General features: G+C 54.2%; 26 protein-coding genes, 5 tRNA genes and 1 other annotated feature. Of the genes, 22 read left to right on the plus strand and 9 right to left on the minus strand.

Annotated features, from left to right (window positions below; all coding sequences use genetic code 11):
- Nucleotides 1-235: 235 nt before the first annotated feature.
- From csrA to luxS, 10 genes are all read left to right on the plus strand, one after another.
- On the plus strand, nt 236-421 hold the full coding sequence (gene csrA / locus ID864_RS22995; RefSeq protein WP_004155916.1) for a carbon storage regulator CsrA: 186 nt from the start codon (nt 236-238) through the stop codon (nt 419-421).
- Nucleotides 422-783: 362 nt separating this feature from the next.
- Nucleotides 784-876 (plus strand) — tRNA-Ser (locus ID864_RS23000).
- Between the two features lie 4 nt (nt 877-880).
- A tRNA-Arg gene (locus tag ID864_RS23005) sits at nt 881-957 on the plus strand.
- A gap of 143 nt (nt 958-1,100) precedes the next feature.
- Nucleotides 1,101-1,177 (plus strand) — tRNA-Arg (locus ID864_RS23010).
- 55 nt (nt 1,178-1,232) lie between these two features.
- Nucleotides 1,233-1,309, plus strand: a tRNA-Arg gene (locus ID864_RS23015).
- 168 nt (nt 1,310-1,477) lie between these two features.
- Nucleotides 1,478-1,554: transfer RNA gene (locus ID864_RS23020), tRNA-Arg, on the plus strand.
- Nucleotides 1,555-1,907: 353 nt separating this feature from the next.
- Nucleotides 1,908-2,474 carry a fructose-1-phosphate/6-phosphogluconate phosphatase gene (gene yqaB, locus ID864_RS23025; RefSeq protein WP_048917104.1) on the plus strand — a complete coding sequence of 189 codons (567 nt, stop codon included), beginning with the start codon at nt 1,908-1,910 and terminating at the stop codon, nt 2,472-2,474.
- On the plus strand, nt 2,471-2,899 hold the full coding sequence (locus tag ID864_RS23030) for a YqaA family protein (protein WP_048917103.1): 429 nt from the start codon (nt 2,471-2,473) through the stop codon (nt 2,897-2,899). Before yqaB ends, ID864_RS23030 begins: the two co-directional genes overlap by 4 nt.
- 31 nt (nt 2,900-2,930) lie before the next feature.
- Nucleotides 2,931-4,532, plus strand: coding sequence for a glutamate--cysteine ligase (gshA, locus tag ID864_RS23035; RefSeq protein WP_180276734.1), 1,602 nt, complete (start codon nt 2,931-2,933; stop codon nt 4,530-4,532).
- Nucleotides 4,533-4,694: 162 nt separating this feature from the next.
- Nucleotides 4,695-5,210, plus strand: coding sequence for an S-ribosylhomocysteine lyase (luxS, locus tag ID864_RS23040; RefSeq protein ID WP_048917102.1), 516 nt, complete (start codon nt 4,695-4,697; stop codon nt 5,208-5,210).
- Nucleotides 5,211-5,263: 53 nt separating this feature from the next.
- Here luxS and ID864_RS23045 read toward each other — a convergent pair whose 3' ends face one another.
- Both ID864_RS23045 and ID864_RS23050 read right to left on the minus strand, forming a co-directional pair.
- On the minus strand, nt 5,264-6,550 hold the full coding sequence (locus ID864_RS23045) for an HlyC/CorC family transporter (protein ID WP_048917101.1): 1,287 nt from the start codon (nt 6,548-6,550) through the stop codon (nt 5,264-5,266).
- A 22-nt stretch (nt 6,551-6,572) separates the two neighbouring features.
- Nucleotides 6,573-7,364: a cytochrome C assembly family protein gene (locus tag ID864_RS23050; RefSeq protein WP_048917100.1), complete on the minus strand. Its 792-nt coding sequence runs from the start codon at nt 7,362-7,364 to the stop codon at nt 6,573-6,575.
- A 166-nt stretch (nt 7,365-7,530) separates the two neighbouring features.
- Here ID864_RS23050 and ffh point away from each other — a divergent pair, with 166 nt between their 5' ends.
- From ffh to ID864_RS23080, 6 genes are all read left to right on the plus strand, one after another.
- Nucleotides 7,531-8,892: a signal recognition particle protein gene (ffh, locus tag ID864_RS23055; protein ID WP_048917099.1), complete on the plus strand. Its 1,362-nt coding sequence runs from the start codon at nt 7,531-7,533 to the stop codon at nt 8,890-8,892.
- A gap of 136 nt (nt 8,893-9,028) precedes the next feature.
- Nucleotides 9,029-9,277 (plus strand): 30S ribosomal protein S16, encoded by a 249-nt coding sequence (rpsP, locus tag ID864_RS23060; RefSeq protein WP_004155935.1) that lies wholly within the window; start codon nt 9,029-9,031, stop codon nt 9,275-9,277.
- 18 nt (nt 9,278-9,295) lie between these two features.
- On the plus strand, nt 9,296-9,844 hold the full coding sequence (gene rimM / locus ID864_RS23065) for a ribosome maturation factor RimM (protein ID WP_048917098.1): 549 nt from the start codon (nt 9,296-9,298) through the stop codon (nt 9,842-9,844).
- A 35-nt stretch (nt 9,845-9,879) separates the two neighbouring features.
- Nucleotides 9,880-10,650, plus strand: a complete 771-nt coding sequence (trmD, locus tag ID864_RS23070) for a tRNA (guanosine(37)-N1)-methyltransferase TrmD (RefSeq protein ID WP_133622901.1) — start codon at nt 9,880-9,882, stop codon at nt 10,648-10,650.
- A gap of 47 nt (nt 10,651-10,697) precedes the next feature.
- A complete protein-coding gene (gene rplS / locus ID864_RS23075; protein ID WP_048917096.1) occupies nt 10,698-11,060 on the plus strand; it encodes a 50S ribosomal protein L19 in 363 nt (120 codons plus the stop codon).
- Between the two features lie 203 nt (nt 11,061-11,263).
- Nucleotides 11,264-12,196, plus strand: coding sequence for a DMT family transporter (locus tag ID864_RS23080; protein ID WP_048917095.1), 933 nt, complete (start codon nt 11,264-11,266; stop codon nt 12,194-12,196).
- A gap of 32 nt (nt 12,197-12,228) precedes the next feature.
- Here ID864_RS23080 and ID864_RS23085 read toward each other — a convergent pair whose 3' ends face one another.
- On the minus strand, nt 12,229-12,918 hold the full coding sequence (locus ID864_RS23085) for a CTP synthase C-terminal region-related (seleno)protein (RefSeq protein WP_048917094.1): 690 nt from the start codon (nt 12,916-12,918) through the stop codon (nt 12,229-12,231).
- A gap of 108 nt (nt 12,919-13,026) precedes the next feature.
- Between ID864_RS23085 and ID864_RS23090 the strand changes: the two genes are divergently transcribed.
- Nucleotides 13,027-13,782: a GNAT family N-acetyltransferase gene (locus tag ID864_RS23090; protein WP_099753852.1), complete on the plus strand. Its 756-nt coding sequence runs from the start codon at nt 13,027-13,029 to the stop codon at nt 13,780-13,782.
- On the opposite strand, the gene ID864_RS23095 is transcribed toward ID864_RS23090, so the two are convergent.
- Entirely contained in the window at nt 13,720-14,235 is a 516-nt protein-coding gene (locus ID864_RS23095) for a GNAT family N-acetyltransferase (RefSeq protein ID WP_187498649.1), read from the minus strand. The genes ID864_RS23090 and ID864_RS23095 overlap by 63 nt on opposite strands.
- Nucleotides 14,236-14,539: 304 nt before the next feature.
- Between ID864_RS23095 and ID864_RS23100 the strand changes: the two genes are divergently transcribed.
- Together ID864_RS23100 and tyrA are read left to right on the plus strand one after the other, a co-directional pair.
- Nucleotides 14,540-15,619, plus strand: coding sequence for a 3-deoxy-7-phosphoheptulonate synthase (locus ID864_RS23100; protein ID WP_191150429.1), 1,080 nt, complete (start codon nt 14,540-14,542; stop codon nt 15,617-15,619).
- A 6-nt stretch (nt 15,620-15,625) separates the two neighbouring features.
- Nucleotides 15,626-16,747 (plus strand): bifunctional chorismate mutase/prephenate dehydrogenase, encoded by a 1,122-nt coding sequence (gene tyrA, locus ID864_RS23105; protein WP_099753850.1) that lies wholly within the window; start codon nt 15,626-15,628, stop codon nt 16,745-16,747.
- A 95-nt stretch (nt 16,748-16,842) separates the two neighbouring features.
- On the opposite strand, the gene ID864_RS23110 is transcribed toward tyrA, so the two are convergent.
- The 5 genes from ID864_RS23110 to bamD form a co-directional block, all read right to left on the minus strand.
- Nucleotides 16,843-17,892, minus strand: coding sequence for an ABC transporter substrate-binding protein (locus tag ID864_RS23110; RefSeq protein ID WP_191150430.1), 1,050 nt, complete (start codon nt 17,890-17,892; stop codon nt 16,843-16,845).
- Between the two features lie 117 nt (nt 17,893-18,009).
- On the minus strand, nt 18,010-19,170 hold the full coding sequence (gene pheA, locus ID864_RS23115; protein ID WP_099753848.1) for a bifunctional chorismate mutase/prephenate dehydratase: 1,161 nt from the start codon (nt 19,168-19,170) through the stop codon (nt 18,010-18,012).
- 26 nt (nt 19,171-19,196) lie between these two features.
- Nucleotides 19,197-19,321, minus strand: a sequence feature (Phe leader region).
- Entirely contained in the window at nt 19,273-19,320 is a 48-nt protein-coding gene (gene pheL / locus ID864_RS23120; RefSeq protein WP_133625021.1) for a pheA operon leader peptide PheL, read from the minus strand. (Overlaps the previous feature by 48 nt.)
- A gap of 100 nt (nt 19,322-19,421) precedes the next feature.
- Nucleotides 19,422-19,760 (minus strand): ribosome-associated translation inhibitor RaiA, encoded by a 339-nt coding sequence (raiA, locus tag ID864_RS23125; protein WP_099753847.1) that lies wholly within the window; start codon nt 19,758-19,760, stop codon nt 19,422-19,424.
- A 269-nt stretch (nt 19,761-20,029) separates the two neighbouring features.
- Entirely contained in the window at nt 20,030-20,761 is a 732-nt protein-coding gene (gene bamD / locus ID864_RS23130; RefSeq protein WP_062818392.1) for an outer membrane protein assembly factor BamD, read from the minus strand.
- 134 nt (nt 20,762-20,895) lie between these two features.
- Here bamD and rluD point away from each other — a divergent pair, with 134 nt between their 5' ends.
- From rluD to clpB, 3 genes are all read left to right on the plus strand, one after another.
- Complete coding sequence (gene rluD / locus ID864_RS23135) at nt 20,896-21,873, plus strand: 23S rRNA pseudouridine(1911/1915/1917) synthase RluD (RefSeq protein WP_062818391.1); 978 nt, start codon at nt 20,896-20,898, stop codon at nt 21,871-21,873.
- Complete coding sequence (gene yfiH, locus ID864_RS23140; protein WP_191150431.1) at nt 21,873-22,601, plus strand: purine nucleoside phosphorylase YfiH; 729 nt, start codon at nt 21,873-21,875, stop codon at nt 22,599-22,601. Before rluD ends, yfiH begins: the two co-directional genes overlap by 1 nt.
- Nucleotides 22,602-22,727: 126 nt before the next feature.
- Complete coding sequence (gene clpB, locus ID864_RS23145; protein ID WP_048917083.1) at nt 22,728-25,301, plus strand: ATP-dependent chaperone ClpB; 2,574 nt, start codon at nt 22,728-22,730, stop codon at nt 25,299-25,301.
- Nucleotides 25,302-25,732 lie beyond the last annotated feature (431 nt).

Raw genomic sequence — 25,732 nt, forward strand, 5'->3', positions numbered from 1 at the left:
TGTCGCGAGCAGGCGCACCGGGCGTAAATCCGGGGCGCTTTACTTCCGCGCTACAACCCTGTAATCATAAAGTCAGGTTGATAATCCGGTTTTCGGCTAAACTAACTATCAGCAGAATGTATTGGTAAGCAGGTGCACTCTTAGTGTATTTGTCATAATCTACGTTTAGCGTTATATGATGGATAATGCCGGGAAGCAGTTAGCCCGACTCTTTTAATCTTTCAAGGAGCAAAGAATGCTTATTCTAACTCGTCGAGTTGGTGAAACCCTCATGATCGGTGATGAGGTGACTGTAACTGTGCTGGGAGTCAAAGGTAACCAGGTACGTATTGGTGTGAACGCCCCTAAAGAAGTTTCGGTGCATCGCGAAGAGATTTATCAGCGCATCCAGGCCGAAAAAACTCAGCAGACAAGTTACTAACGGATCCAGCGCCTCGCTCCCTGTAGCGAGGCGCTACCGGTTTTCAGTTCCCTTTTTCCCTTCCTCCCCACTACTTTTCCCATTTTGTTACCCATTCACGCTGTTCTTTTGCCAAAAATTTATCCCTCTGACAGATTTTTAACGCACAGACTTAGCGTTGCTTTTCGCAGTTTCATTGTTGATTAATCACTCTTTTTGTCGCCAATTTGGCCGTATTGCGTGGCTTTTGTGCAAACAAACACGAGTGACGAAAAAAGGGGGAGAAATTGTTTGACTTACAACGCCCAGAAAGTAATATGTGCGCCACGCAGTGCCGATGAGCAGAAACAACGTTCTGAAGCACAACTCGAAAGAGTGCTAGTGGTGAGGTGGCCGAGAGGCTGAAGGCGCTCCCCTGCTAAGGGAGTATGCGGTCAAAAGCTGCATCCGGGGTTCGAATCCCCGCCTCACCGCCATTTTGCATCCATAGCTCAGCTGGATAGAGTACTCGGCTACGAACCGAGCGGTCGGAGGTTCGAATCCTCCTGGATGCACCATATTTTAGGAAGTTGGAAATACCTCTGTTCCAGCTCTTTTAAAGTTGCTTAGTGCGGCTTTAATTTCAGGTAGTATTGATGAATGCTTACAGCCTTCATCACGGTGAGTAGTCAGCACCCTGCGTTATACAAGAATTAACAATGCATCCATAGCTCAGCTGGATAGAGTACTCGGCTACGAACCGAGCGGTCGGAGGTTCGAATCCTCCTGGATGCACCATTCTTTAGTATCTCCTCAGGTTTGTCGCATTATCTCCCCCAATGTTTTATCAAATGCATCCATAGCTCAGCTGGATAGAGTACTCGGCTACGAACCGAGCGGTCGGAGGTTCGAATCCTCCTGGATGCACCATATTTTAGAAAGTCGGAAGCACCTCTGTACTGGCATGTTATAAAGTTATTCCCGCCAGCACAAAGGAGGATAACGTCGCTTGCGACGGCCCGTTAGGGTGAGGCGAAGCCGAATAATCCTCCTGGATGCACCATATTTTCAGTAAACCTCTTCATACGTTTTACCTATGCATCCATAGCTCAGCTGGATAGAGTACTCGGCTACGAACCGAGCGGTCGGAGGTTCGAATCCTCCTGGATGCACCATATCTCCCCAAATTAACCGCACCGCTGTACCCACATGTTGTTGCGTTGTTCCAGCAATCCCAAAGTAGGATAACGTCGCGTGCGACGGCCCGTCAGGGTGAGGCGAAGCCGAATAATCCTCCTGGATGCACCATCACTTCATTAATCATTATATCTTATCAGATCCACCTATCCTCAAATTCCCCCTTAACTTCATGGTCTTAAGCCAAATTCTACCTGAGCTTTATCCCACGTATTTATCTGAATCTAAAAATCCCTATATCTTTCAAGGCATTTGCGGATCCATGCTAGCAGCGACAACTAGTGTGCTTTTACGCTAAAGTAATCGTTCCGTTATCAGGATGGATACGAGAATGTACGATGCTTATGATGGCTTGATTTTCGATATGGATGGCACCATCCTCGACACCGAGCCGACACACCGTAAAGCCTGGCACCAGGTGCTGGCGCAGTACGGCATGACCTTCGACGAAACGGCGATTATTGGCCTTAATGGCTCACCGACCTGGCGCATTGCACAGGTGATTATTGCCAATCATCACAGCGACCTCGATCCTCATCGGCTGGCCGCAGAGAAAACCGCCTTACTGAAAACGATGCTGTTTGATACCGTCCAGCCGCTGCCGCTGATTGACGTTGTCAAATCGTACAAGGGGCGGCGCCCGATGGCGGTAGGCACCGGCAGCGAGCATGCGATGGCGGTGGGGCTGTTGCAGCATCTCGGCCTCCTGGCACATTTCGACGCCATTGTCGGAGCAGATGATGTTAAACGCCACAAGCCGGAACCTGATACATTTCTGCGCTGCGCCGAATTGATCGGTGTACCGGCCGCGCGCTGTGTGGTGTTTGAAGACGCTGATTTTGGTATACAGGCAGCAAAAGCAGCAGGCATGGATGCGGTGGATGTCCGTCTGCTGTGAGTGAATGGCTTTCATATGGTTCGATGTTTGCCAGTAGCTTTCTCAGCGCCACGCTGTTACCGGGCAGCTCAGAGGCGCTACTGGTAGGGCTCTTGCTGGCAGGGAAAGTTTCTGTTGGCGCTCTGGTTTTCACTGCCGCACTGGGAAACACCCTGGGCGGATTAACCAACATTGCAATAGGTCGCCTGCTTCCACAGAAAAATCAGGGGCGATGGCATGACACAGCAACGGCGTGGCTGCACCGTTTGGGGCCTGCTGCGCTGCTTTTCAGCTGGTTACCAGTGATTGGTGATCTGCTGTGCGTTGTTGCCGGGTGGTTACGTTTTGCCTGGTTGCCGGTGGTGATTTTTCTCGCTATCGGCAAGACCTTGCGTTACGTAGTACTGGCAGCCGCAACACTTCAGGGCATGGAATGGTGGCATTGATTCGCTTTAGGGCGGCGCTACGGTTAACATTATGCTTAACAATAATAAGTTTTTCTCTGAGCGGGAGGTCAATTTGATCCCGGACGTATCACAGGCGCTTTCCTGGCTGGAAGCTCATCCTGACGCACTTAAAGGTATTGGCCGCGGTATTGAGCGCGAAACTCTGCGCGTTAAACCGGATGGTCATCTGGCCACGACCGGGCACCCAGCTTCCCTTGGCTCAGCCTTGACGCATAAGTGGATCACCACTGACTTTGCCGAAACGCTGTTAGAATTTATTACGCCGGTCGATCAGGACATTGATCATCTGCTGGCGTTTTTACGCGATATCCATCGTCACGTTGCGCGCGAGCTTGGTGAAGAGCGCATGTGGCCGATGAGCATGCCGTGCATGATCGATCCCGGCCAGGATATTGAACTGGCGCAGTACGGCAGTTCGAATATCGGCCAGATGAAAACGCTGTATCGCCAGGGGCTGAAAAACCGCTATGGCGCACTGATGCAGATTATCTCTGGCGTGCACTACAACTTCTCGCTGCCACTCTCATTCTGGCAGGAGTGGGCAGGGGTGAAGGATGCGGAAAGCGGTAAAGAGGCGATCTCCGATGGCTATCTGCGGCTGATCCGTAACTACTACCGCTTTGGTTGGGTGATCCCTTACCTGTTTGGCGCATCGCCTGCAATCTGCTCTTCTTTCCTACAGGGGAAAGAGAGCGCGCTGCCGTTCGAACGCAGCGATAAAGGCATGCTGTCACTGCCTTATGCCACTTCATTGCGTCTGAGTGACCTGGGCTACACCAACAAGTCACAAAGCAGCCTTAACATTACCTTCAACAACCTGGCGGAATACATTAAGGGCCTGAAGGCGGCGATTAAAACCCCGTCTGAAGAGTTTGCCAGCATGGGCGTGAAGGATGAAAACGGCGACTGGCTGCAGCTAAATACTAACGTGCTGCAGATTGAAAATGAGCTGTATGCGCCAATCCGGCCGAAGCGCGTCACCCGATCGGGCGAAGCGCCTTCGGATGCACTGCAGCGCGGCGGTATCGAGTATATCGAAGTGCGCTCGTTGGATATCAACCCGTTCTCGCCCATCGGCGTAGACGCCAACCAGGTGCGTTTCCTGGATCTGTTCCTGATCTGGTGTGCACTGGCTGAAGCGCCTGAGATGAGCAGCGCAGAATTGGCCTGCACGCGTAAAAACTGGAATCGGGTGATCCTTGAAGGGCGTAAACCTGGCCAGACTATCGCAATGGGGTGTGAAGAAGCACAGCATCCGCTGGTAGACGTGGGTAAAGCGCTGTTTAGCGACCTGCGGCGCGTAGCGCAAACGCTGGACGGGCAGAGCGGCGAACATCACTATCAGGAAGTCTGCGATCGCCTGGTGGCCTCGTTTGATGACCCTGATCTGACTTACTCAGCGCGCTTCCTGCAAAACCTGAAAGCCAATGGCATTGGCGGTGCCGGACTGGCGCTGGCCGAGCAGTATCGCCAGCAGCTGAGCGAAGAGCCGCTGGAAGTGCTGACTGAACAGCAGCTTAGCGATGAGGCTCTGCGCTCTAAGGTAAGTCAGCAGGAGATTGAAGAAAGTGATACGCTTAGTCTGGATGCCTTTTTGAAAGACAAAGGCTAGCGTTAGAAAAGAAAAAGGCCACAATCACTGTGGCCAAATTAACATCTCTGTTGTCAGGGATGAGATGATGATAACAAATGCGCGTCTTTCATATATTCAGACGCGCCCTACGCGTAAAAGTTTCATCATTGCAAAAATAAATTCATTAGTTGAGGTAACCGTATGCCATTGCTGGATAGCTTTACCGTCGATCATACCATCATGAATGCGCCTGCTGTGCGCGTTGCGAAGACCATGAAAACGCCACAGGGCGATACCATTACCGTCTTCGACCTGCGTTTCTGCCGTCCGAACATTGAGATTTTGACCGAGCGCGGGATCCATACGCTGGAGCACCTGTTTGCCGGCTTTATGCGTAACCACCTGAACGGTGACGGTGTCGAAATCATCGATATTTCACCAATGGGATGCCGCACCGGTTTCTACATGAGCCTGATTGGCGTGCCGGACGAAAAGCGCGTTGCGACAGCGTGGAAAGCGGCGATGGAAGACGTGCTGAAAGTGAAGCAGCAGAGTGATATTCCTGAACTGAATATCTACCAGTGCGGAAGCTGTGAGCTGCACTCGCTGGAGCAGGCTCAGGAGATCGCGCGCAACGTCATCTCTAAAGAGATTGGTGTGAACCGCAATGAAGATCTGGCACTGCCAAAAGAGAAGTTGAAAGAGCTGCACATCTAAATCGTAGTGGCGAGGCGTGCCTCGCCAGGGTCAGGCATGCCTGACCCCTACGTTTACGACCCGACCGATTCCTTCAAAGATGTCTTCGGCGTGATGCGTACCTGCTTAATCATGTTGTCCTGCACATCGAGAATATCAACGGCGTAATGCCCGATATGGACCGTGGTTCCCGGCAGCGGGATATCCTGCAACTCCTCCAGAATCATGCCGTTCACGGTGCGCGCTTCCTCTTCCGGCAACGTCCAGTTAAAAGCTTTGTTCAACTCGCGGATATTGGCGCTGCCCTCAACCAGAACCGAACCATCGTTCTGCGGCACCACTTCTTCGGCAAGCGTTGGCGACATTGAGGTGGTGAAGTCCCCGACAATCTCTTCGAGAATATCTTCGATGGTCACCAGCCCTTTGATATCACCATACTCGTCCACTACCAGCCCGACCTTCTTCTTGTTGCGCTGGAATTTTACCAGCTGCACGTTGAGCGGGGTGCCTTCCGGCACGAAGTAGATCTCATCGGCAGCGCGCAGCAGCACTTCTTTGGTGAACTCTTTCTTCTCGGTCATCAAACGATAGGCTTCGCGCACGCGCAGCATGCTCATCGCATTATCCAGGGAGTCGCGGTACAGCACGATGCGGCCATGCGGTGAATGCGTCAGCTGGCGAACAATCGATTTCCAGTCATCGTTGATATTGATACCGGCAATCTCATTGCGCGGCACCATAATGTCATCCACGTTGACCTTTTCCAGGTCAAGCACGGACAGCAGCATGTCCTGATTACGGCGCGACATCAGCGAGCGCGATTCGTGGACGATGGTACGCAGCTCATCTTTACTCAGTGCGCCGCTGATAGCGCCGTCGCTTTTGATACCGACCATGCGCATCAGAATGCGCGTAATGGTGTTAAGCAGCCACACCAGCGGCATCATGACGATCTGCAACGGCCCCAGCAAGATGCTGCTCGGGAAGGCGACTTTCTCCGGGTAGAGCGCGGCGATAGTTTTTGGCAGCACCTCTGAGAACACCAGCACCAGGAAAGTCAGAATACCCGTGGCAATAGCCACCCCGGCATCACCGTACAGGCGCATCCCGACGATAGTCGCCAGCGCTGAGGCCAGAATGTTCACCAGGTTGTTGCCAATCAGCACCAGGCTTATCAGGCGGTCAGGGCGGCGCAGTAATTTTTCGACCCGACGCGCGGCGCGGTTACCGTTTTTAGCGAGGTGGCGCAGCTTGTAGCGGTTGAGCGTCATCATGCCGGTTTCGGAACCGGAGAAGTACGCCGACACCAGAATCATGATGACCAGCGTAATAATCAGGGTCGTAGTTGAAACGTGTTCCAAGAGAGGTCCTTGCTTTGGAAATTCAGGAAGTTAATAAATGCTGCAGCATGCGGCTACCAAAATAAGCCATAGTGAGCAAAAATGCCCCGCCGCAGTTGAACCAGACGACGCGGCGCCCACGCCAGCCTTCATGATAGTGGCCCCACAGCAGTACGATATAGACAAACCAGGCGAGTATCGACAGCACGGCTTTATCAATGTTCTCACGACTGAACAGATCCGGTAAGTAGAACAGACCGGTGCAGAGCACCAGCGTCAGCAGCACCACGCCAATCTGCGTAATATGGAACATCTTACGCTCAATGGTCATCAGCGGCGGAATGTCCGTGCTAAAAGCCAGTTTCTTGTTCTTCAGCAGCCAGTCAATCCACGCCAATTGCAGAGCGTACAGCGCGGCGATAATCAGGGTGGCGTAGGCGAAAAGGGCGAGGCCAATATGCACCATCATTCCCGGGGTGGTTTCCAGGTGTGTGATAAAGGCATTGGGAACGAAAGTCGCAAAAGCCAGGTTAATCAACGCGAAGCTGTAGACTATCGGTAGCAGGATCCAGCCACGATTACGTGAGGCGACAATGGTCATAATCGCGCAGATCAGCAGACTCACCAGCGAACCGATGTTCAGCAGGCTGAGGTTCTGCCCGCCATCAGGCCCAAATATGCGCTGCTCAAGCGCCACAGCGTGAAACACCAGCGCTGCCACGGCGGACAGCACCGCCAGACGGCGCCATGTGCTGTTCTTACGCAGCAGGCTGGGAACGATCAGGGCAAGGCTGAATGAGTAGGCGAGTAGCGCCAGAATCGCAAATACGGACATAGATCTCGTTAGTTACCGACAAGACTGAGAAAAAAACCAGTATAGCGCCAGCGACGGCTGGCTCCAAACGATCTCAACTCATATGGCTGAGATCGCTGCGTCACTATGTTATAATCCGCGCCATTGTGTCGCCGAGGCGGCCTCTCATTACGTTGAGCGAGAGACGATGTTTGATAATTTAACCGACAGACTGTCGAAAAGCCTGCGCAATATCAGTGGCCGCGGGCGGCTGACAGAAGACAATATCAAGGACACGCTGCGCGAAGTGCGCATGGCGTTGCTGGAAGCGGACGTTGCGCTGCCGGTAGTCCGTGACTTTATCGGACGCGTCAAAGAGCGCGCCGTCGGTCACGAAGTGAACAAAAGCCTGACGCCGGGTCAGGAGTTCGTAAAGATCGTTAAAAACGAACTGGTTGCTGCCATGGGCGAGGAGAACAACACTCTGAACCTGGCGGCGCAGCCACCGGCCGTGGTGCTGATGGCGGGCCTGCAGGGTGCGGGTAAAACCACCAGCGTCGGTAAGCTCGGTAAATTCCTGCGTGAAAAGCACAAGAAGAAAGTGCTGGTTGTCTCTGCCGACGTTTATCGCCCGGCGGCGATTAAACAGCTGGAAACCCTGGCCGAGCAGGTTGGCGTCGACTTCTGTCCGTCAGACCTGAGCCAGAAGCCGGTCGACATCGTTAAAAATGCACTCCAGCAGGCCAGGCTGAAATTCTACGACGTGCTGCTGGTGGATACCGCCGGTCGCTTGCACGTCGATGAAGCGATGATGGACGAAATCAAGCAGGTTCATGCCGCGATTAATCCGGTAGAAACGCTGTTTGTGGTCGATGCCATGACCGGTCAGGATGCTGCGAACACCGCGAAGGCGTTTAACGAAGCGCTGCCGCTGACCGGCGTGGTTCTGACTAAAGTCGACGGTGATGCCCGCGGCGGTGCTGCACTGTCGATTCGTCACATCACCGGTAAACCTATTAAATTTATGGGTGTCGGTGAGAAAACCGAAGCCCTTGAGCCGTTCTACCCGGAGCGCATCGCCTCACGTATCCTCGGCATGGGCGACATGCTGTCGCTGATCGAAGATATCGAAAGTAAGGTAGACCGCGCCCAGGCCGAGAAACTGGCCAGCAAGCTGAAGAAGGGCGACGGTTTCGACCTCAACGACTTCCTCGACCAGCTGAAGCAGATGCGTAACATGGGCGGCATGGCCAGCCTGATGGGCAAACTGCCGGGCATGGGACAGCTGCCGGACAACGTTAAATCGCAGATGGACGATAAAGTGCTGGTGCGTATGGAAGCGATGATCAACTCCATGACGCGCAAAGAGCGTGAAAAGCCGGAGATTATCAAAGGCTCACGCAAGCGCCGTATCGCGACAGGTTCAGGCATGCAGGTGCAGGACGTTAACCGCTTATTAAAGCAGTTTGACGATATGCAACGCATGATGAAGAAGATGAAGAAAGGTGGCATGGCGAAAATGATGCGCGGCATGAAAGGTATGATGCCGCCAGGTTTCCCAGGCCGTTAAGCAAGCTGGAAAATGGCTCAGGCGAATTAGATTGCTTTTTGCGCCAAAATGAGTAAAATTTTCGGGCTTTTTATATTGCACCCGGGCCCCGTTCCCTCAATGGGGCCCGGTTGTTTTATTAACTAAAGAGGATGTTATGGTAACAATTCGTTTGGCACGTCACGGCGCTAAAAAGCGTCCGTTTTATCAGGTAGTCGTAACCGACAGCCGTAATGCTCGCAACGGTCGCTTCATCGAGCGCGTTGGCTTCTTCAACCCGATCGCTTCAGGTCAGGCTGAGCCACTGCGTCTGGATCTGGACCGCATTGAGCACTGGGTTGGCCAGGGCGCTACTCTGTCTGATCGCGTTAACGCGCTGATCAAACAAGCTAAGAAAGCAGCTTAATCTGTCACGGTGGTCAACATGAGCAAGCAACTCACCGCCCAGCCTCCCGCTAACCCGTTAATTCTGGGGAAGATGGGCTCGGCCTACGGTATTCGTGGTTGGCTCAAAGTGTTTTCCTCCACCGAAGACGCTGAAAGCATTTTTGACTATCAGCCGTGGTTTATCCAACGTGCGGGTCAATGGCAGCTTGTCGAGCTGGAAGGCTGGAAGCGCCACAATCAGGACATGATCATCAAAGTCAAAGGCATTGACGATCGTGATGCTGCGGGTCTGCTGACCAATTGCGAAATTGTCGTGGATTCAGAGCAACTGCCGGAACTGGAAAGCGGCGACTATTACTGGAAAGACCTGATGGGCTGCCAGGTAGTCACCACTGAAGGATACGAGCTGGGTAAAGTCATCGATATGATGGAAACCGGTTCAAACGACGTTCTCGTCGTCAAGGCTAACCTGAAGGATGCATTTGGTGCGCAGGAGCGGTTAATTCCGTTCCTCGATGAACAGGTTATCAAGAATGTCGATCTCACTACTCGCACCATCAAAGTAGATTGGGATCCTGGTTTTTGAGCTCCGAACAAAACGGTAATACTCCGGCGCAAAGTATGTGGATTGGCGTAATCAGCCTGTTTCCTGAAATGTTTCGCGCAATTACCGATTACGGAGTAACTGGCCGGGCAGTAAAAAATGGCCTGCTCAGCATTCAGAGCTGGAGTCCTCGTGACTTCGCTCATGACCGGCACCGTACCGTGGATGAACGTCCTTACGGCGGCGGACCGGGAATGCTAATGATGGTTCAACCCTTACGGGATGCCATCCACGCAGCAAAAGCGGCGGCAGGAGAAGGCGCAAAGGTGATTTATCTGTCACCTCAGGGGCGTAAACTCGATCAAGATGGGGTTTGCGAGCTGGCGACCAACCACAAGTTAATTCTGGTGTGTGGTCGTTATGAAGGTATCGATGAGCGCGTAATCAAAACCGAGATTGACGAAGAGTGGTCGATTGGGGATTACGTACTCAGCGGTGGCGAGCTGCCAGCGATGACGCTGATTGACTCGGTTTCCCGGTTTATTCCGGGAGTTCTGGGGAAACAGGCGTCAGCCGAAGAGGATTCGTTCTCGGAGGGGTTGCTGGATTGCCCGCACTACACCCGCCCTGAAGTGTTAGAAGGGATGGAAGTACCGCCAGTTCTGCTGTCGGGCAACCATGCTGATATTCGCCGGTGGCGCCTGAAACAGTCGCTGGGCCGTACCTGGCTTAGAAGACCTGAACTTCTGGAAAACCTGGCTCTGACTGAAGAGCAAGCAAAGTTGCTGGCTGAGTTCCAACGGGAACATCGCCAGGCAACAAAACATGATACGGCTGGAAAGGCATAACGCCATCCGCCTTAACTATCAGTTTACCCAGGATAAGAGATTTAATTATGAGCAACATTATTAAGCAGATCGAACAAGAACAGATGAAACAGGACGTACCTTCATTCCGTCCGGGTGATTCCGTGGAAGTGAAAGTATGGGTCGTTGAAGGTGCTAAAAAGCGTCTGCAGGCATTCGAGGGCGTGGTTATCGCTATTCGTAACCGCGGTCTGCACTCTGCATTCACTGTTCGCAAAATTTCTAACGGCGAAGGTGTTGAGCGTGTATTCCAGACTCACTCCCCAGTAATCGACTCGATCACTGTGAAACGTCGTGGTGCTGTGCGTAAAGCCAAACTGTACTACCTGCGCGAGCGTACTGGTAAGTCTGCACGTATCAAAGAACGTCTGGGCGCTAAAGCGGCCTCTTAATAGTTAATAGCAAACAAAGGGCTGGCCTGCGGGCTGGCCCTTTTTTTATCTGCAAAATCCCCCGATCCCCCCGCGAAATTTTCTGCCTGCCGCGCCTGCTGAAAAAAAATAAAAAACCGTTCCCTGCTGATATTTAACCGGATATGTAAAAATTAGCGCGTATGTTTGATAGAACCCTATCCTTTGCAGGAACGATATTCCCTATGCGTTTTACGCCCAGTCCTTCAACCGGTGTGTCGATGAAAATCGGCGGCGCCCTGACCTCTACGCTAATGATGGCCTGCGTGAAAGGATTAGACGGGGCTATCCCGGTTGGAGAGGTGATCTTCTTTCGCTCTTCAGTGGCGCTTATCCCGCTGTTTATCTGGCTGTGGTGTCAGGGCAATATCCTTGACGGTATCCGTACGCGCAATGTTAAAGGGCACTTCCTGCGCGGGCTGGCCGGTACAGGGGGGTTGTATTTCAGCTATCTGGCACTGCTGTATATCTCGCTGACTGAGGTCACCGCGATTAATTATGCCGCGCCGCTCATCACGGTGGTCATGGCGGCACTCTTCCTGCGGGAGAAGGTGAAGTATCACCGCTGGGTCGCGGTCATTGCCGGGTTTGCCGGGATCATAGTGATGATGTCCGGGCAGCTATTCTTTGCAAGAGAAGGGGCATTCAGCACGCTTAGCTGGCTGTCTACACTGGGCATGATCCTGGCACTGCTGGCGGCGGTGTGCATCGCCGGTGCCTCAATTCAGATCCGCTACCTCAACGGGATTGAAAAACCCGGCGCAATTGCCTTCTGGTTTGCCATTACCACCACGCTGACCTCGCTGTTGACCCTGGGTTTTGGCTGGTCGCTACCCAACGGCAGGCAGCTGATGTTGCTGCTGGGATGCGGATTATTAGGCGGGATAACGCAGATCCTGCTGACGCTGAGCCTGAAATATGCCGATGCCTCGCTGCTGGCACCCTTTGACTACACTACGCTACTCTGGTCGGTGTTTATCGGCTATCTGTTCTGGGACACCTTGCCGCAGTCGGCAACAATGATCGGCGCGGGGCTGGTGGTCAGCGGGGGAGCCATCTCTCTCTATTTTGAACGGCGCAGTCGGCGGGGGATCACGCCGCTCAATGTCGGCGGATAATCTGAGGCGGGACCCGTGCCCGCCTCAATTGATTACTGGCTTGCTGCGCGCAGCAGCTCAACCAGCAGTGGTGACAGCTCATGGCGCAGCGCGGCGCGCTCGGACTGGAACAGCGTGGCGGCGAAAAACTTATGCCCCGGAAGCTCCATCGCGCGCACATCGCCATCACGATCGTGCGCGCTGAGGCGTAGTGGGTAGCCGCTCAGCTCGACAACAAAATCCGGGTTCACGCCAAAATTACAGTGATAGCCCTCTGTTATCTCAGATTTGCCATAGGCCCGCGCCAGCAGCGTGTCGGGCTTAATCAAAATATCCCCGTTTTTCTCGACCAGCGAACAGCTCAGCGGCGCAATAACCAGTCGCCCCCCGCTGGCCGTTTCGGCATGGCCGGCATCGGTCCAGCCCATCACATTGCGCGCATATTCCACAATAGCGTACTGAAATCCGGCGCAGGAACCGAGAAACGGCACGTTGTTCTCTCGCGCATAAGTAATCGTCATAAACGCGGCATCATCGCTGTGATACGGGCTGCCCGGCACCAGCCAGATGGCATCAAAATCCTGCAACATGCTGCGGTCGGTCAGGGTTTCAGTGGGTAGCCATTGTGGGGTAACGTCGAGATTAAGGGCTTGCGCAGCCAGGGAAATGGCCAGGGGGATGGCCTGATGCGCAACGGCATCGGGACGGTAGTCGCCAACCAGAGCTAAACGAAGGTAAGTCATTGTCGTTTCCTGTGCAGGTAAAAAAGGATGCTACTGCAACGGTTTCACGCTGGCAAGCACCGCAGGTTATTCGTATGCTGGGTGTCTACCGCACGCAAGGAGAGAGATGTGACACAGCGTATCAATCAGTTTGGACAGCCCATTGGCGCAGCACTGCCGGACTGGCAGCCCGTTGCTATTCCCACTCCACAGGCGCTAACCGGCCGCTTTTGCCGCCTGGAACCGCTTGATGCCGCCCGGGATGCGGCTGGCCTTTATGCCGCTTATGCTTCGGCTCCCGATGGCCGCGACTGGACCTATTTAACGGAAGAACGCCCGGAAACCCTGGCTGATTTTCATATCTGGCTCGAGCAGCGGGCCGCGGAGAAAACCTTTGTCACCTTTACCATCTTCTGTACGCAGCGCGAAATTCCGGTAGGACTGGTTTCCTATATGCGCATCGACCCGGTTAATGGATCGCTGGAGATCGGGGGTGTCACCTGGTCGCCATTTATGAAGCGCACGGTGATTGGCACTGAAGCCCTGTGGCTGATGATTAAGCACACTTTTGACCTCGGCTATCGCCGCTGTGAGTGGAAGTGTGATGCGCTGAATCTGCCATCACGCAACGCGGCGCTACGCTTAGGGTTCACCTGGGAGGGCACTTTCCGCCAGATGATGGCACGTAAAGGGCGTACGCGTGACTCCGACTGGTTTTCCATTATTGATGGCGAATGGCCAGCGATCGACAAGGTGCTGACTGACTGGCTGTCCCCGCAGAACATCGATGCGCAGGGGCAGCAGCGACAATCGCTCAGCGCGCTAATGCGGGCGGCGAAGGTGGTAGATGGCGGTATTGACCGGGCCGCTGTTCAGCACGATTAGCCCGTAACGCACAGCGACTAATTCCGCGCCGGCACTTACCGCGACAGCACGGCTGGCAAGATTGGTTTCAGCGGCAAGGATCTCTATGACGTCGATATCCGGCTGGGAGAACGCCCGTTCAACCAGCCATCTTACGGCGCTGTGGGCAATTCCCTTACGCTGTTCGCTGCTGCGCACCCAGTAGCCGAGCGCCGCCGGGCTCTCCGCGCCAGCCGGATAGCGTATCCCCGCGCCGCCCAGCAGGCGACCATCTTCTGCAAACAGGCCCAGCTCGTCCGCAGTGCCCTGTTGACGTTGCAGATGGGTATAGCGGAACCACTGACGGGCCTCTTCCTCCCGATAATCCTCATGTGCCCACGCCATCCATGGGATCAGCGTATCCAGAGAGTGATTAACCGCACTCGCAAAGGCGGCAGCATCGTGCTCTGCAAAGGGGCGAATGACTAAATTCACGCTCGGCTCCTGTTCTTTTCCCTGAGTGAGGCTGAGTATAGATCCTGAGGGTCGCGCAGGTAACGGAAATTATTGGTATTTTTCAATGCTGATGCTGCAATGTAAACTTATATGTACATTCCGCTTTCATGATTTGTATTATTCAAGCAATTGTTTTATATGTCTTAAATGGGTGGTTTTATTGTGTTTTAACGAAGGTGGTAATAATTGTGTACATAGTGCTGTTGTGTTATGTACGCATTCTGGTACAGTTGATTTCAACCTCGCTGAGGATCCCTATTAACGAATTGCCAGGATGACGATCATGCAAAAAGATGCGCTGAATAATGTACATATTGCCAACGAACAGGTGCTGATCACCCCGGAAGAACTGAAAAAGCAGTTCCCGCTGAATAGCGTGCTGGAGGGGCAGATTGCCGCTTCACGCCAGACTATTTCTGACATCATCAGCGGGAAAGATCATCGCCTGCTGGTGGTGTGCGGTCCGTGTTCCATTCACGATACCGAAGCGGCTCTCGCCTATGCGCGTGACCTGAAAGTGCTGGCGGATCAGGTTGGCGATCAGCTGTACATCGTGATGCGCGTCTACTTTGAAAAGCCACGTACCACCGTGGGCTGGAAAGGGCTGATCAACGATCCCCATATGGATAACACCTTTGATATGGAAGCCGGCCTGCATATTGCGCGCCAGCTGCTGCTCAATCTGGTGGAGATGGGCCTGCCGCTGGCAACCGAAGCGCTGGATCCAAACAGCCCACAGTACCTGGGGGATCTGTTCAGCTGGTCTGCGATTGGCGCCCGTACCACTGAATCCCAGACGCACCGCGAAATGGCTTCTGGCCTGTCAATGCCGGTTGGCTTCAAAAACGGCACCGACGGCAGCCTGGGTACCGCGATTAACGCCATGCGCGCTGCGGCCATGCCACACCGCTTTGTCGGTATCAATCAGGCAGGGCAGGTGTGCCTGTTACAGACTCAGGGCAACCCGGACGGGCATGTGATCCTGCGCGGTGGTAAAAAGCCTAACTACGGCCCGGAAGACGTGGCGCAGTGTGAAAAAGAGATGCAGCAGGCGGGACTCCGCCCCGCCTTGATGATAGATTGCAGTCATGGCAATTCTAATAAAGATTTCCGTCGCCAGTCGGGCGTTGCCGAGTCTGCGGTTGCGCAGATCAAAGATGGCAACCGCTCAATTATCGGCCTGATGCTGGAAAGTAACATTCACGAAGGCAATCAGTCTTCCGAGCAGCCGCGCAGTGATATGCGCTACGGGGTTTCCGTCACCGATGCCTGCATCAACTGGGAAACCACCGAAAGCCTGCTGCGTGAAATTCATCAGGATCTGAACGGAGTGCTGGCGGCGCGTCTGTCGCAAGAGGATTAACGAGTTATGGTGGCTGAACTGACCGCGCTACGCGATCAAATCGACGAAGTGGATAAAGCGCTGCTGGACCTGCTGGCAAAACGGCTGGAGCTGGTAGCGGAAGTGGGCGAGGTGAAGAGCCGCTACGGATTACCGATTTATGTCCCGGAACGTGAGGCCACGATGCTGGCCTCGCGCCGCGCCGAGGCTGAAAAGCTTGGCGTGCCGCCGGACCTGATCGAAGATGTGCTGCGCCGCGTGATGCGTGAATCCTACACCAGTGAAAATGATAAGGGCTTTAAAACCCTGTGTCCTGAGCTGCGTCCGGTGGTGATCGTCGGCGGTAAAGGGCAGATGGGGCGGCTGTTTGAAAAGATGCTCACGCTCTCCGGTTACCAGGTGCAGATCCTCGACAAAGGGGACTGGGACAATGCTGAGGCGATGCTGGCGAATGCCGGGATGGTGATTATCAGCGTGCCTATCCACCTCACCGAGCAGGTGATTGGCGAACTGCCGCCGCTGGCGCCGGACTGCATTCTGGTTGATCTCGCTTCGGTGAAGAATAAACCGCTGCAGGCGATGCTGGCAGCACACTCTGGCCCGGTATTGGGCTTGCACCCGATGTTTGGGCCGGACAGCGGCAGCCTGGCTAAGCAGGTTGTGGTCTGGTGCGATGGCCGCCAGCCGGAAGCCTACCAGTGGTTCCTCGAACAGATTCAGGTTTGGGGCGCACGCCTGCACCGCATCAGCGCGGTGGAGCACGATCAAAATATGGCGTTTATTCAGGCGCTGCGCCACTTTGCGACCTTTGCCTATGGTCTGCACCTGGCCGAAGAGAACGTGCAGCTGGAGCAGTTACTGGCGCTCTCGTCACCGATTTACCGTCTGGAGCTGGCGATGGTCGGGCGGCTGTTTGCGCAGGACCCGCAGCTTTATGCTGACATCATTATGTCGTCGGAAAGCAACCTTGCGCTGATTAAGCGATATTATCAGCGCTTTGGCGAGGCGATTAAGCTGCTGGAGCATGGCGATAAGCAGGCATTTATTGACAGCTTCCGCCGCGTGGAACACTGGTTTGGCGACTACGCTAAACGCTTCCAGGCGGAAAGCCGCACGCTGCTGCGTCAGGCTAACGACAGCAGAGCGTAGCCCAACCCCAGGGGACGACCCTTTTTCCGGTCGTCCCGCGAGTTTAAGCGCTGCTCTGCCGTAGAGGGGAACCAGAAACGTTCCCCATTTTATTTTTAGTTACTTCCATGATAGTGCGTGCGGTAGAAGCGTTGATACCAGCTGTCAGCCTGCTGCTGCATATTAATATCGTCAAACTTTTGCGGATAAAGTTTCTTCGCCATCCACAGCTCGCCCAGCGCCATTGCTTCCGGCATCGGGTAACCCCAGGCCTTTGCGTATTCCGGCATCAGATACACGCGATGATTTTTTACCGCATCAACCGTCTGCCAGACCGGCTGCTGATTGATTTCATTAATGACCTGTGGGTAGCGATCCTGCACGAATATCACCTGTGGGTTCCATGCCAGAATCTGCTCCATTGATACCTGCTTATAGCCCTTAACCGTAGCGGCCGCGACGTTCAGCGCCCCGGCATGCGCCATCATCAGCCCGGTATATTTACCGGAACCGTAGGTCGTCAGGGCAGGATTCGCCATATAAACGCGGATACGCTGCGCCTGCGGCACGGTTTGCAGCCGTTCGGCTACCTGCTGGCGCTGACTGAAAGTCGCCGCAATAAGCTTCTCTGCCTGAGGCTGGCGGTTAACCACGTCGCCAATCAGGCGAATACCCTGTTTAAGCCCGTCGTTGTAGGCCTGCTCCTCATTATGCAACTGTGGATTGAGCTGAGCTGCCTGCCGGGTGTCGCTGCGTAGCGAGATGGCGACCACGGCAATACCGAGATCCTGGATCTGGTCAATCATCTCCTGCGGCGCGTAGTTGGTGACAAACACCACCTGCGGATCCAGCGCGACCAGTTTTTCCAGGTCAACATGGGTCAGATCGCCCAGAGCGGGAATGCGATTCAGCTGCGGGACCAGCCGGGCATAGCCGTCCCCCAGCTGCTGTTTCCAGTTGCCGAGGATCCCGACCATTTTGCTGGTGGCATCAAGCTGTACCAGCAGGTTGAGCGTTTGGTGTTGCAGGACAACCACGCGGTCAACGCGATCGGGAATGGTTACCTTGCGCCCGAGCTGGTCAGTGACCTGGCGCGCCGCCAGTGCGGAAAAGGGGAGCAGGATGGTGAGAAAAGCGACATAAAAAAGCCGTGACAGCGGGATCATAATAAACGCCTGTTGATCGTTGTATACCTAATGATATAGCGATCGGCGCGGCAGGGAAATCGATTCTCTGGGATTAGGGAAAAGCCGCCAGCCGGCATCGGGCTGGCGGCTGGCGGTTTACTGCGGGTCGACGGCGACTACGTTCTCGCCCGGATAGCAGCCAAGCACTTTCAGCGAGCGGGTGATTGGGGCCAACTCGCGCAGCGCTTCCTGCACGTCGTCATTGCGCAGGTTGCCCTGGAAGTCGATGTAAAACATCTCCTGCCACGGGTTGCCGTTAATTGGGCGCGACTCCAGCTTGCTCATGGTCAGATTGTGCTTGCGCAATACCAGCAGGGCTTCAACCAGCGCACCCGCCTGCTGGCCAGTGGCCATAATCAGCGTGGTTTTGGCTGGAACCTGGAGCGACACTTCAATCGGCTTGCGCGCCAGCACAATAAACCGGGTGATGTTTTGACGCTGGTTGGCCAGATTACGCTCCAGCACCTGAAGGCTGTAAAGCTCGCCACCGGCTTCACTGCCCAGAGCGGCGACTTTGGGTGAGTTCATCGCGGCCACTTTTTCCATCGCGGCTGCGGTGCTTTCGGTGTACTCAATTTTCCAGTGCGGATAGCGGTTAACAAACTGGCTGCACTGCTGGAAAGGCTGTGGATGACTGTAAACCGTTTCGATTTCCTGCAGCGTGGTATTGCCGGATACCAGCACGCAGTGGTCGATAGGGATAGTAATTTCACCCACGATAGACAGGCTGGTCTGCTGCAGCAGGTCATACACATCGGTAATGGAACCCGAGGTGGTATTCTCCACCGGCAGCACCGCGTAATCTGCCTGGCCGGTTTCGACCTGATTAAAGATATCGTGGAACTTCAGGCAGCCGCTCTCAATAAAGCTGTCGAAATGGCGGGCGGCATAGTGGCGTGATGCCAGGTGAGAATATGAACCTTTTGGCCCAAGGAAGGCGATGCGTGCCGAATGCGGGTTAGTATTGTTCAGCTGTTTTTGCAGCAGCGCCTGCTGTGTCAAAACGGAGTCTTCAATAATTTGCTGGAACAGGCGCGTGATGTAATGAGCATCCAGCTTGTGGCCTTTACCCAGGGTGATCAGATGTTCGAGCAGATCGCGCTCGCGGTCGATGTCACGGATCGGGCGGTGCGTGGCCATTTTGGCCTCGGCAACTTCTACCGCCAGCGCGCGGCGCTGTGCCAGCAGCGACAACAGTTGTTCGTCCAGTGCGCTGATCTTACCGCGCAGAGCAAGCAAAGGGTTTTCGGAGTTCATATGTGCTACCTGTCCAGATTTCGCTAAAAAAAAAAGCCTCCCGGTTGGGAGGCTTTATTGTTCGTCTTCGCATTCATTCTCACACGACGAATTGCCTCCCAGTCAGGGGAAGGTAAAAAAGAATGCGAAGAAAAACGGAGCTGATTTCATTGGGGTATCCACTGTGTCTTGAAAGGTTAAAGTAACCGCTGCAATTTCCTTCTGTCAATAAAAAACGCGCCCGCAGGCGCGTTATCCTCGTTTTAACGAATTTATTCTTCGTCAGCCTCAACCACGCTGAGGTCTTTCACGCTGGCGTTAGCGCGGCGCGCTTCGCCTTTATGCTGAACCTTGTTCAGCTGACGCTCCAGTTTGTTGATCAGGTCATTGATTGCGGTATACATATCTTCATGTTTGGCACTGGCAATCAGCGGACCGTTGGGCGTGTTAATGTTCGCATCGGCAACAAACTCCTTCGGCTCCTTCGAAAGAACAATGTGCGGGTTTATCAGGTGGGTTTGCCACTTTTCGAGCTTGGCTAGACGGTCTTCGACATGCTGGCGAATTGCCGGAGTAATTTCCATTTGTTTACTGGTAATGTTCAGAACCATAGTGCTTACCTCTCTGTCATTTCCGTCTTGGTAGGTCCAGCATAGCGCGTAAAATCGATAAATGTGTGATAAAGATCACGTTTTTTTGTCACTTTTTGTCAAGTGCACAAAAATTGCGAGCAGGGCAGGTAAATGGCGTTTCAGGGGTTGTACGCGGGCATGTTAACTGGCATGGTTGATGGGTTAACCGGACAGGAAATTTGGCGTTCAGCTGGGTTTTTAGTCAAAAAAAAGGCAGCCCGCAGGCTGCCTTTTTTATTGCGTCAGAGTCAGGCCTGATTAACGGCAATGATTTTTGCTACACGCTCGGCTTCCGCGTTCAACTGCAGCTGACGGTAAGCATTTTCCATCAGTGGCAGAGCTGTTCGGGTTGCCTGAGTATCCGGGTAATCTTTCAGCATTTGCTCTACACGGTTAACCACAGCGACATATGCCTCGCGTTTAGTGTAGAATTCCGCCACGGATAGCTCATATTTCGCCAGGCGATCTTTCAGGAACACCAGGCGCTTGCGTGCATCCGTCGCATACTGGCTGTTTGGATAGCCACGCAGCAGCTGCGAGAAGTCTTTGAATGCATCACGCGCATGGGTTGGATCGCGGTCTGAGCGGTCGATACCAAAAAAGCCCTGCAATGCGCTGTCATCCAGCGCCATGTCCGTCAGGCCACGCATATAGATCACGTAATCAATGTTCGGATGGGTCGGGTTCAGGCGCATAAAGCGGTCGATAGCGGCCTGCGCCAGCGGCAAATCGGCATTTTTATAGTAAGCGTAGATCAGGTCTAGCTGAACTTGCTGGGAGTAAGGGCCGAATGGATAGCGGTTATCGAGCGCTTCCAGTTGCGTTATTGCTCCTTTAAAGTTACCGTCCTGCAGTTTTTGCTGGGCAGTGGCATAAATCTCGGAAGGTGGGCTGTCTGGCACCACATCCTTGGAGCCGGAACATCCAGCTAATGCCAGGCTCAACGTGGCTGCAGCCACCAGATATTTCATACGCGTCATGACGATTTGCTTATCCTCAGAGTGTTATTCAGGAAGCTGTCCGTTAAGCCTCCGGTAGTGACCAGGTACGATAGCACATTATATTAAACGGCATCGCCGTGAAAACCCAACGTTAACGAAGAAGCTGTTTATTTATGGCACAACAAGTAAAACTCAACGCAACGGTATCCGAATCGCAACTCGGACAACGGTTAGATCAGGCTTTGGCCGAATTGTTCCCTGATTATTCACGTTCTCGCATAAAAGAGTGGATTCTGGACCGTCGCGTCACCGTAAACGGTGCAATTATCGACAAACCCAAGGAAAAAGTGCTCGGCGGTGAGCAAATTGTCATCGATGCAGAGATCGAAGAGGAAGCTCGCTGGGAGGCGCAGGACATCCCACTCAATATCGTCTATGAAGATGACGATATTCTGGTGATCAACAAGCCACGCGATCTGGTGGTGCACCCTGGCGCCGGTAATCCGGATGGCACGGTGCTAAATGCTTTGCTGCATCATTTCCCGGCGATTGCCGATGTGCCGCGCGCGGGCATCGTTCACCGCCTTGATAAAGACACTACCGGTCTGATGGTCGTGGCGAAAACGGTTCCTGCCCAGACTCACCTGGTGGAGTCTCTGCAGCTGCGTGAATTCACCCGTGAATATGAAGCCGTGGCAATTGGTCGCATGACGGCGGGCGGAACGGTTAACGAGCCGATCAGCCGTCATTCGACCAAGCGTACCCATATGGCCGTTCATCCGATGGGTAAACCGGCTACTACGCACTATCGTATTATGGAGCATTTCCGCGCGCACACGCGTCTGCGCCTGCGCCTGGAAACCGGACGTACGCACCAGATCCGTGTGCATATGTCACATATTAATCATCCGCTGGTGGGCGATCCGTTATACGGTGGCCGCCCGCGTCCGCCTAAAGGTGCATCTGAAGCCTTTATCGGTACGCTGCGAGGCTTTGACCGCCAGGCACTGCACGCCACCATGCTGCGCCTTTACCATCCGATCACCGGGATTGAGATGGAATGGCATGCGCCGCTGCCGCAGGATATGGTCGACCTGATCAATGCCCTGAAGGCCGATACCGAAGAGTTCAAAGAGCAGATGGACTGGTAATGAGCCTGATTGTACCGAACTGGTCGGTTCCCGTTAACGTTCGCGCGTGCAGCAGTACGCGCAAAGGTGGCGTCAGTCAGGCGCCGTGGAACAGCCTTAATCTTGGCGATCACGTCGGTGATGACCCTGAGCACGTGCGGGTGAATCGCCAGCGGCTGCTTGAGCTGGGCGATCTGCCTTCGATGCCGCGATGGCTGGAACAGGTTCACGGTACGGACGTTTTGCCGCTCAGCTGGCAGACTCCCGCTTCACTGCGTGCGGATGCGGCCTACACCCGTACGCCGGGCGTCGTGTGCGCGGTGATGACGGCTGACTGTCTTCCGGTGCTGTTCTGTTCGCAGGATGGTCAGGAAGTGGCGGCTGCTCATGCTGGCTGGCGCGGTCTGTGTAATGGCGTTCTGGAGGAGACCTTAAACGCTTTTTCGGCTTCCCCTGCTGAGATTTCTGTCTGGCTTGGTCCGGCGATTGGCCCCAATGCATTTGAGGTTGGCCCGGAGGTGCGCGAGGCGTTCATTGCGCAAAATCCAGGCGATTCAGCAGCTTTCCGCCCGGCAGGCGAAAAGTTTTATGCGGATTTATGGCTGCTGGCAAAACAGCGGCTACAGGCCTGCGGAGTGCGCCAGGTCTGGGGTGGCGGCCAATGTACCCATACTCAGGCTGAGCAATTTTTCTCCTTCCGACGCGATGGCGTCACCGGCCGTATGGCAAGTTTGATCTGGCTGATATAACCTAGCGCGATAAGACGGTCCGGATTGATGTTTTTTTCTCCAAAATGTCAGGTCATTAACCTTGAAAAATTTGAGGGATGACCTCATTTAATCTCCAGTAGCAACTTGACCTGATAGGGGGAAATTATGCGTCTGGATCGTCTTACTAACAAATTCCAACTGGCACTCGCCGACGCCCAGTCACTGGCTCTTGGCCACGACAACCAATTCATTGAACCTCTGCATCTGATGAGCGCACTGCTCACTCAGGAAGGTGGGTCCGTTCGCCCTTTACTGACTTCAGCCAGCGTGGACGTTTCGTCCCTGCGTAACGCGATTGAACAAGCACTCAGCCGCCTGCCGCAGGTGGAAGGTACCGAGGGTGATGTTCAGCCGTCTGCTGACCTGGTGCGGGTACTTAATCTGTGCGACAAGCTGGCGCAGAAGCGCGGCGACAACTTTATCTCATCAGAATTATTCGTTCTGGCGGCGCTCGATTCGCGTGGTTCGCTGGCTGATTTATTGAAATCTGCCGGAGCAACCAGCGACAAGCTAACCAAAGCCATAGACCAGATGCGTGGAGGCGATAGCGTGAACGACCAGGGAGCTGAAGATCAGCGCCAGGCATTAAAGAAATACACCATCGATCTGACCGAGCGTGCTGAGCTGGGCAAACTCGACCCTGTCATCGGCCGTGACGAGGAGATCCGCCGTACGATTCAGGTTCTGCAGCGCCGTACCAAAAATAACCCGGTGCTGATCGGTGAGCCAGGCGTGGGTAAAACCGCGATCGTGGAAGGGCTGGCGCAGCGCATTATCAATGGCGAAGTGCCGGAAGGGCTGAAAGGCCGCCGCGTTCTGTCGCTGGACATGGGTGCATTGATTGCCGGGGCCAAGTACCGCGGTGAGTTCGAAGAGCGCCTGAAAGCAGTATTGAGCGACCTGGCGAAACAGGAAGGGAACGTCATTCTGTTTATTGACGAGCTGCATACCATGGTCGGCGCCGGTAAAGCCGACGGCGCAATGGATGCCGGTAATATGCTGAAACCGGCCTTGGCGCGCGGTGAGCTGCACTGCGTGGGCGCCACTACGCTGGATGAGTATCGTCAGTATATAGAGAAGGATGCCGCGCTGGAGCGTCGTTTCCAGAAAGTGTTTGTTGCCGAGCCGAGCGTGGAAGACACCATCGCTATTCTGCGCGGGCTGAAAGAGCGCTATGAGCTGCATCACCATGTGCAGATCACCGACCCGGCAATTGTGGCGGCCGCAACCCTGTCGCACCGCTATATTGCTGACCGCCAGCTGCCGGACAAAGCCATCGACCTGATCGATGAAGCTGCTTCAAGCATCCGTATGCAGATTGACTCAAAGCCGGAATCACTGGACCGTTTGGAGCGCCGGATTATCCAGCTCAAGCTGGAGCAGCAGGCGCTGAAGAAAGAGTCTGACGATGCCAGCATCAAGCGTCTGGATATGCTGGAAGCTGAGCTGAGCCAGAAAGAGCGCGAGTATTCAGAGCTGGAAGAAGAGTGGAAGGCGGAGAAAGCCTCTCTGTCCGGTACTCAGCATATCAAGACAGAGCTGGAAAATGCCAAGCTGGCGATGGAGCAGGCGCGCCGTCAGGGCGACCTGGCCCAGATGTCAGAACTGCAGTACGGTAAAATTCCAGAGTTGGAAAAACAGCTGGAGAGCGCCACTCAGTCTGAAGGCAAAACCATGCGCCTGTTGCGTAACCGCGTGACCGACGTCGAAATTGCCGACGTACTGGCGCGCTGGACCGGCATCCCAGTGGACCGCATGATGGAAGGTGAGCGCGACAAGCTGCTGCGTATGGAACAGCAGCTGCATACGCGGGTGATTGGTCAGAATGAAGCGGTTGAAGCGGTTTCAAATGCGATTCGCCGCAGCCGTGCAGGCCTGGCCGATCCTAACCGCCCGATCGGTTCATTCCTGTTCCTCGGTCCAACCGGGGTGGGTAAAACTGAGCTCTGCAAAGCGCTGGCGAATTTTATGTTCGACAGTGACGATGCCATGGTGCGCATTGATATGTCCGAGTTTATGGAAAAACACTCTGTCTCGCGTCTGGTTGGTGCTCCTCCCGGCTATGTCGGATATGAAGAGGGTGGCTACCTGACAGAAGCGGTTCGTCGTCGTCCTTATTCGGTGATCCTGCTGGATGAAGTCGAGAAGGCGCATCCGGATGTGTTTAACATTCTGCTGCAGGTACTGGATGACGGTCGCCTGACGGATGGCCAGGGTAGAACGGTCGATTTCCGTAACACCGTGGTAATCATGACTTCGAACCTCGGTTCCGACCTGATTCAGGAGCGTTTCGGCGCGCTGAGTTACGATGCGATGAAAGAGATGGTGATGGCCGTTGTCAGCCAAAGCTTCCGCCCTGAGTTCATCAACCGTATTGATGAGCTGGTGGTGTTCCACCCGCTGGGCGAGCAGCATATTGCCTCTATTGCACGCATTCAGCTGACGCGTCTTTATCAGCGCCTCGAAGAGCGCGGTTATGAACTGCATATCTCAGAAGCAGCATTGCAGAAACTGGCGGAGAATGGTTACGACCCGGTTTACGGGGCAAGGCCGCTGAAACGTGCGATTCAGCAGCAGATAGAGAATCCGCTGGCGCAGCAGATATTGTCCGGAGAGTTAGTGCCGGGCAAAACCATCCAAATGGATGTGGAAAACGATATCATCGTCGCACATCAGTAATAACGGTAAGTGACAAAAATGGGCCTCTGGCCCATTTTTGTTTATTAAAGAGGCAAAAAACGGGCCTTAAAGGGTCTTTTGCCTGGAAAGTGAGCGCTTGAAAAGTTTTTTGCGATTTGCCCTTGCCACTCTCCAGAAAATCCCTATACTGCGCCTCCACTGACACGGAACAACGGCTTACAGGCCAGCGTGTTAAGAGGTTCAGGAAGTTCTGAATCGCCGGAAAAACTTCTCAAAAAGAAGTTGACTCCGAAGGAGGAAAGCGTATTATACGCCACCTCGCGACAGGAAGCCTCGGCACTGTTCGCAACGCTCTTTAACAATTTATCAGACAATCTGTGTGGGCACTCGCAGGATTGATATCAACGTCTCCGGACGTAAAAAATATCAAGCCTCACGAGTGAACACATAATGAAATTCATTATGACGTT

Source organism: Erwinia aphidicola, from assembly GCF_014773485.1.
Taxonomy (GTDB): Bacteria; Pseudomonadota; Gammaproteobacteria; order Enterobacterales; family Enterobacteriaceae; genus Erwinia; species Erwinia aphidicola.

Bases quoted from the DNA above. Each gene is read 5' to 3' on its own strand.
- csrA (WP_004155916.1), top strand. From the start codon at position 236: ATGCTTATTCTAACTCGTCGAGTTGGTGAAACCCTCATGATCGGTGAT.
- yqaB (WP_048917104.1), top strand. From the start codon at position 1,908: ATGTACGATGCTTATGATGGCTTGATTTTCGATATGGATGGCACCATC.
- gshA (WP_180276734.1), top strand. From the start codon at position 2,931: ATGCTTAACAATAATAAGTTTTTCTCTGAGCGGGAGGTCAATTTGATC.
- luxS (WP_048917102.1), top strand. From the start codon at position 4,695: ATGCCATTGCTGGATAGCTTTACCGTCGATCATACCATCATGAATGCG.
- ID864_RS23050 (WP_048917100.1), bottom strand. From the start codon at position 7,364: ATGTCCGTATTTGCGATTCTGGCGCTACTCGCCTACTCATTCAGCCTT.
- ffh (WP_048917099.1), top strand. From the start codon at position 7,531: ATGTTTGATAATTTAACCGACAGACTGTCGAAAAGCCTGCGCAATATC.
- rpsP (WP_004155935.1), top strand. From the start codon at position 9,029: ATGGTAACAATTCGTTTGGCACGTCACGGCGCTAAAAAGCGTCCGTTT.
- rimM (WP_048917098.1), top strand. From the start codon at position 9,296: ATGAGCAAGCAACTCACCGCCCAGCCTCCCGCTAACCCGTTAATTCTG.
- trmD (WP_133622901.1), top strand. From the start codon at position 9,880: ATGTGGATTGGCGTAATCAGCCTGTTTCCTGAAATGTTTCGCGCAATT.
- rplS (WP_048917096.1), top strand. From the start codon at position 10,698: ATGAGCAACATTATTAAGCAGATCGAACAAGAACAGATGAAACAGGAC.
- ID864_RS23080 (WP_048917095.1), top strand. From the start codon at position 11,264: ATGCGTTTTACGCCCAGTCCTTCAACCGGTGTGTCGATGAAAATCGGC.
- ID864_RS23085 (WP_048917094.1), bottom strand. From the start codon at position 12,918: ATGACTTACCTTCGTTTAGCTCTGGTTGGCGACTACCGTCCCGATGCC.
- ID864_RS23100 (WP_191150429.1), top strand. From the start codon at position 14,540: ATGCAAAAAGATGCGCTGAATAATGTACATATTGCCAACGAACAGGTG.
- tyrA (WP_099753850.1), top strand. From the start codon at position 15,626: ATGGTGGCTGAACTGACCGCGCTACGCGATCAAATCGACGAAGTGGAT.
- ID864_RS23110 (WP_191150430.1), bottom strand. From the start codon at position 17,892: ATGATCCCGCTGTCACGGCTTTTTTATGTCGCTTTTCTCACCATCCTG.
- pheA (WP_099753848.1), bottom strand. From the start codon at position 19,170: ATGAACTCCGAAAACCCTTTGCTTGCTCTGCGCGGTAAGATCAGCGCA.
- raiA (WP_099753847.1), bottom strand. From the start codon at position 19,760: ATGGTTCTGAACATTACCAGTAAACAAATGGAAATTACTCCGGCAATT.
- bamD (WP_062818392.1), bottom strand. From the start codon at position 20,761: ATGACGCGTATGAAATATCTGGTGGCTGCAGCCACGTTGAGCCTGGCA.
- rluD (WP_062818391.1), top strand. From the start codon at position 20,896: ATGGCACAACAAGTAAAACTCAACGCAACGGTATCCGAATCGCAACTC.
- yfiH (WP_191150431.1), top strand. From the start codon at position 21,873: ATGAGCCTGATTGTACCGAACTGGTCGGTTCCCGTTAACGTTCGCGCG.
- clpB (WP_048917083.1), top strand. From the start codon at position 22,728: ATGCGTCTGGATCGTCTTACTAACAAATTCCAACTGGCACTCGCCGAC.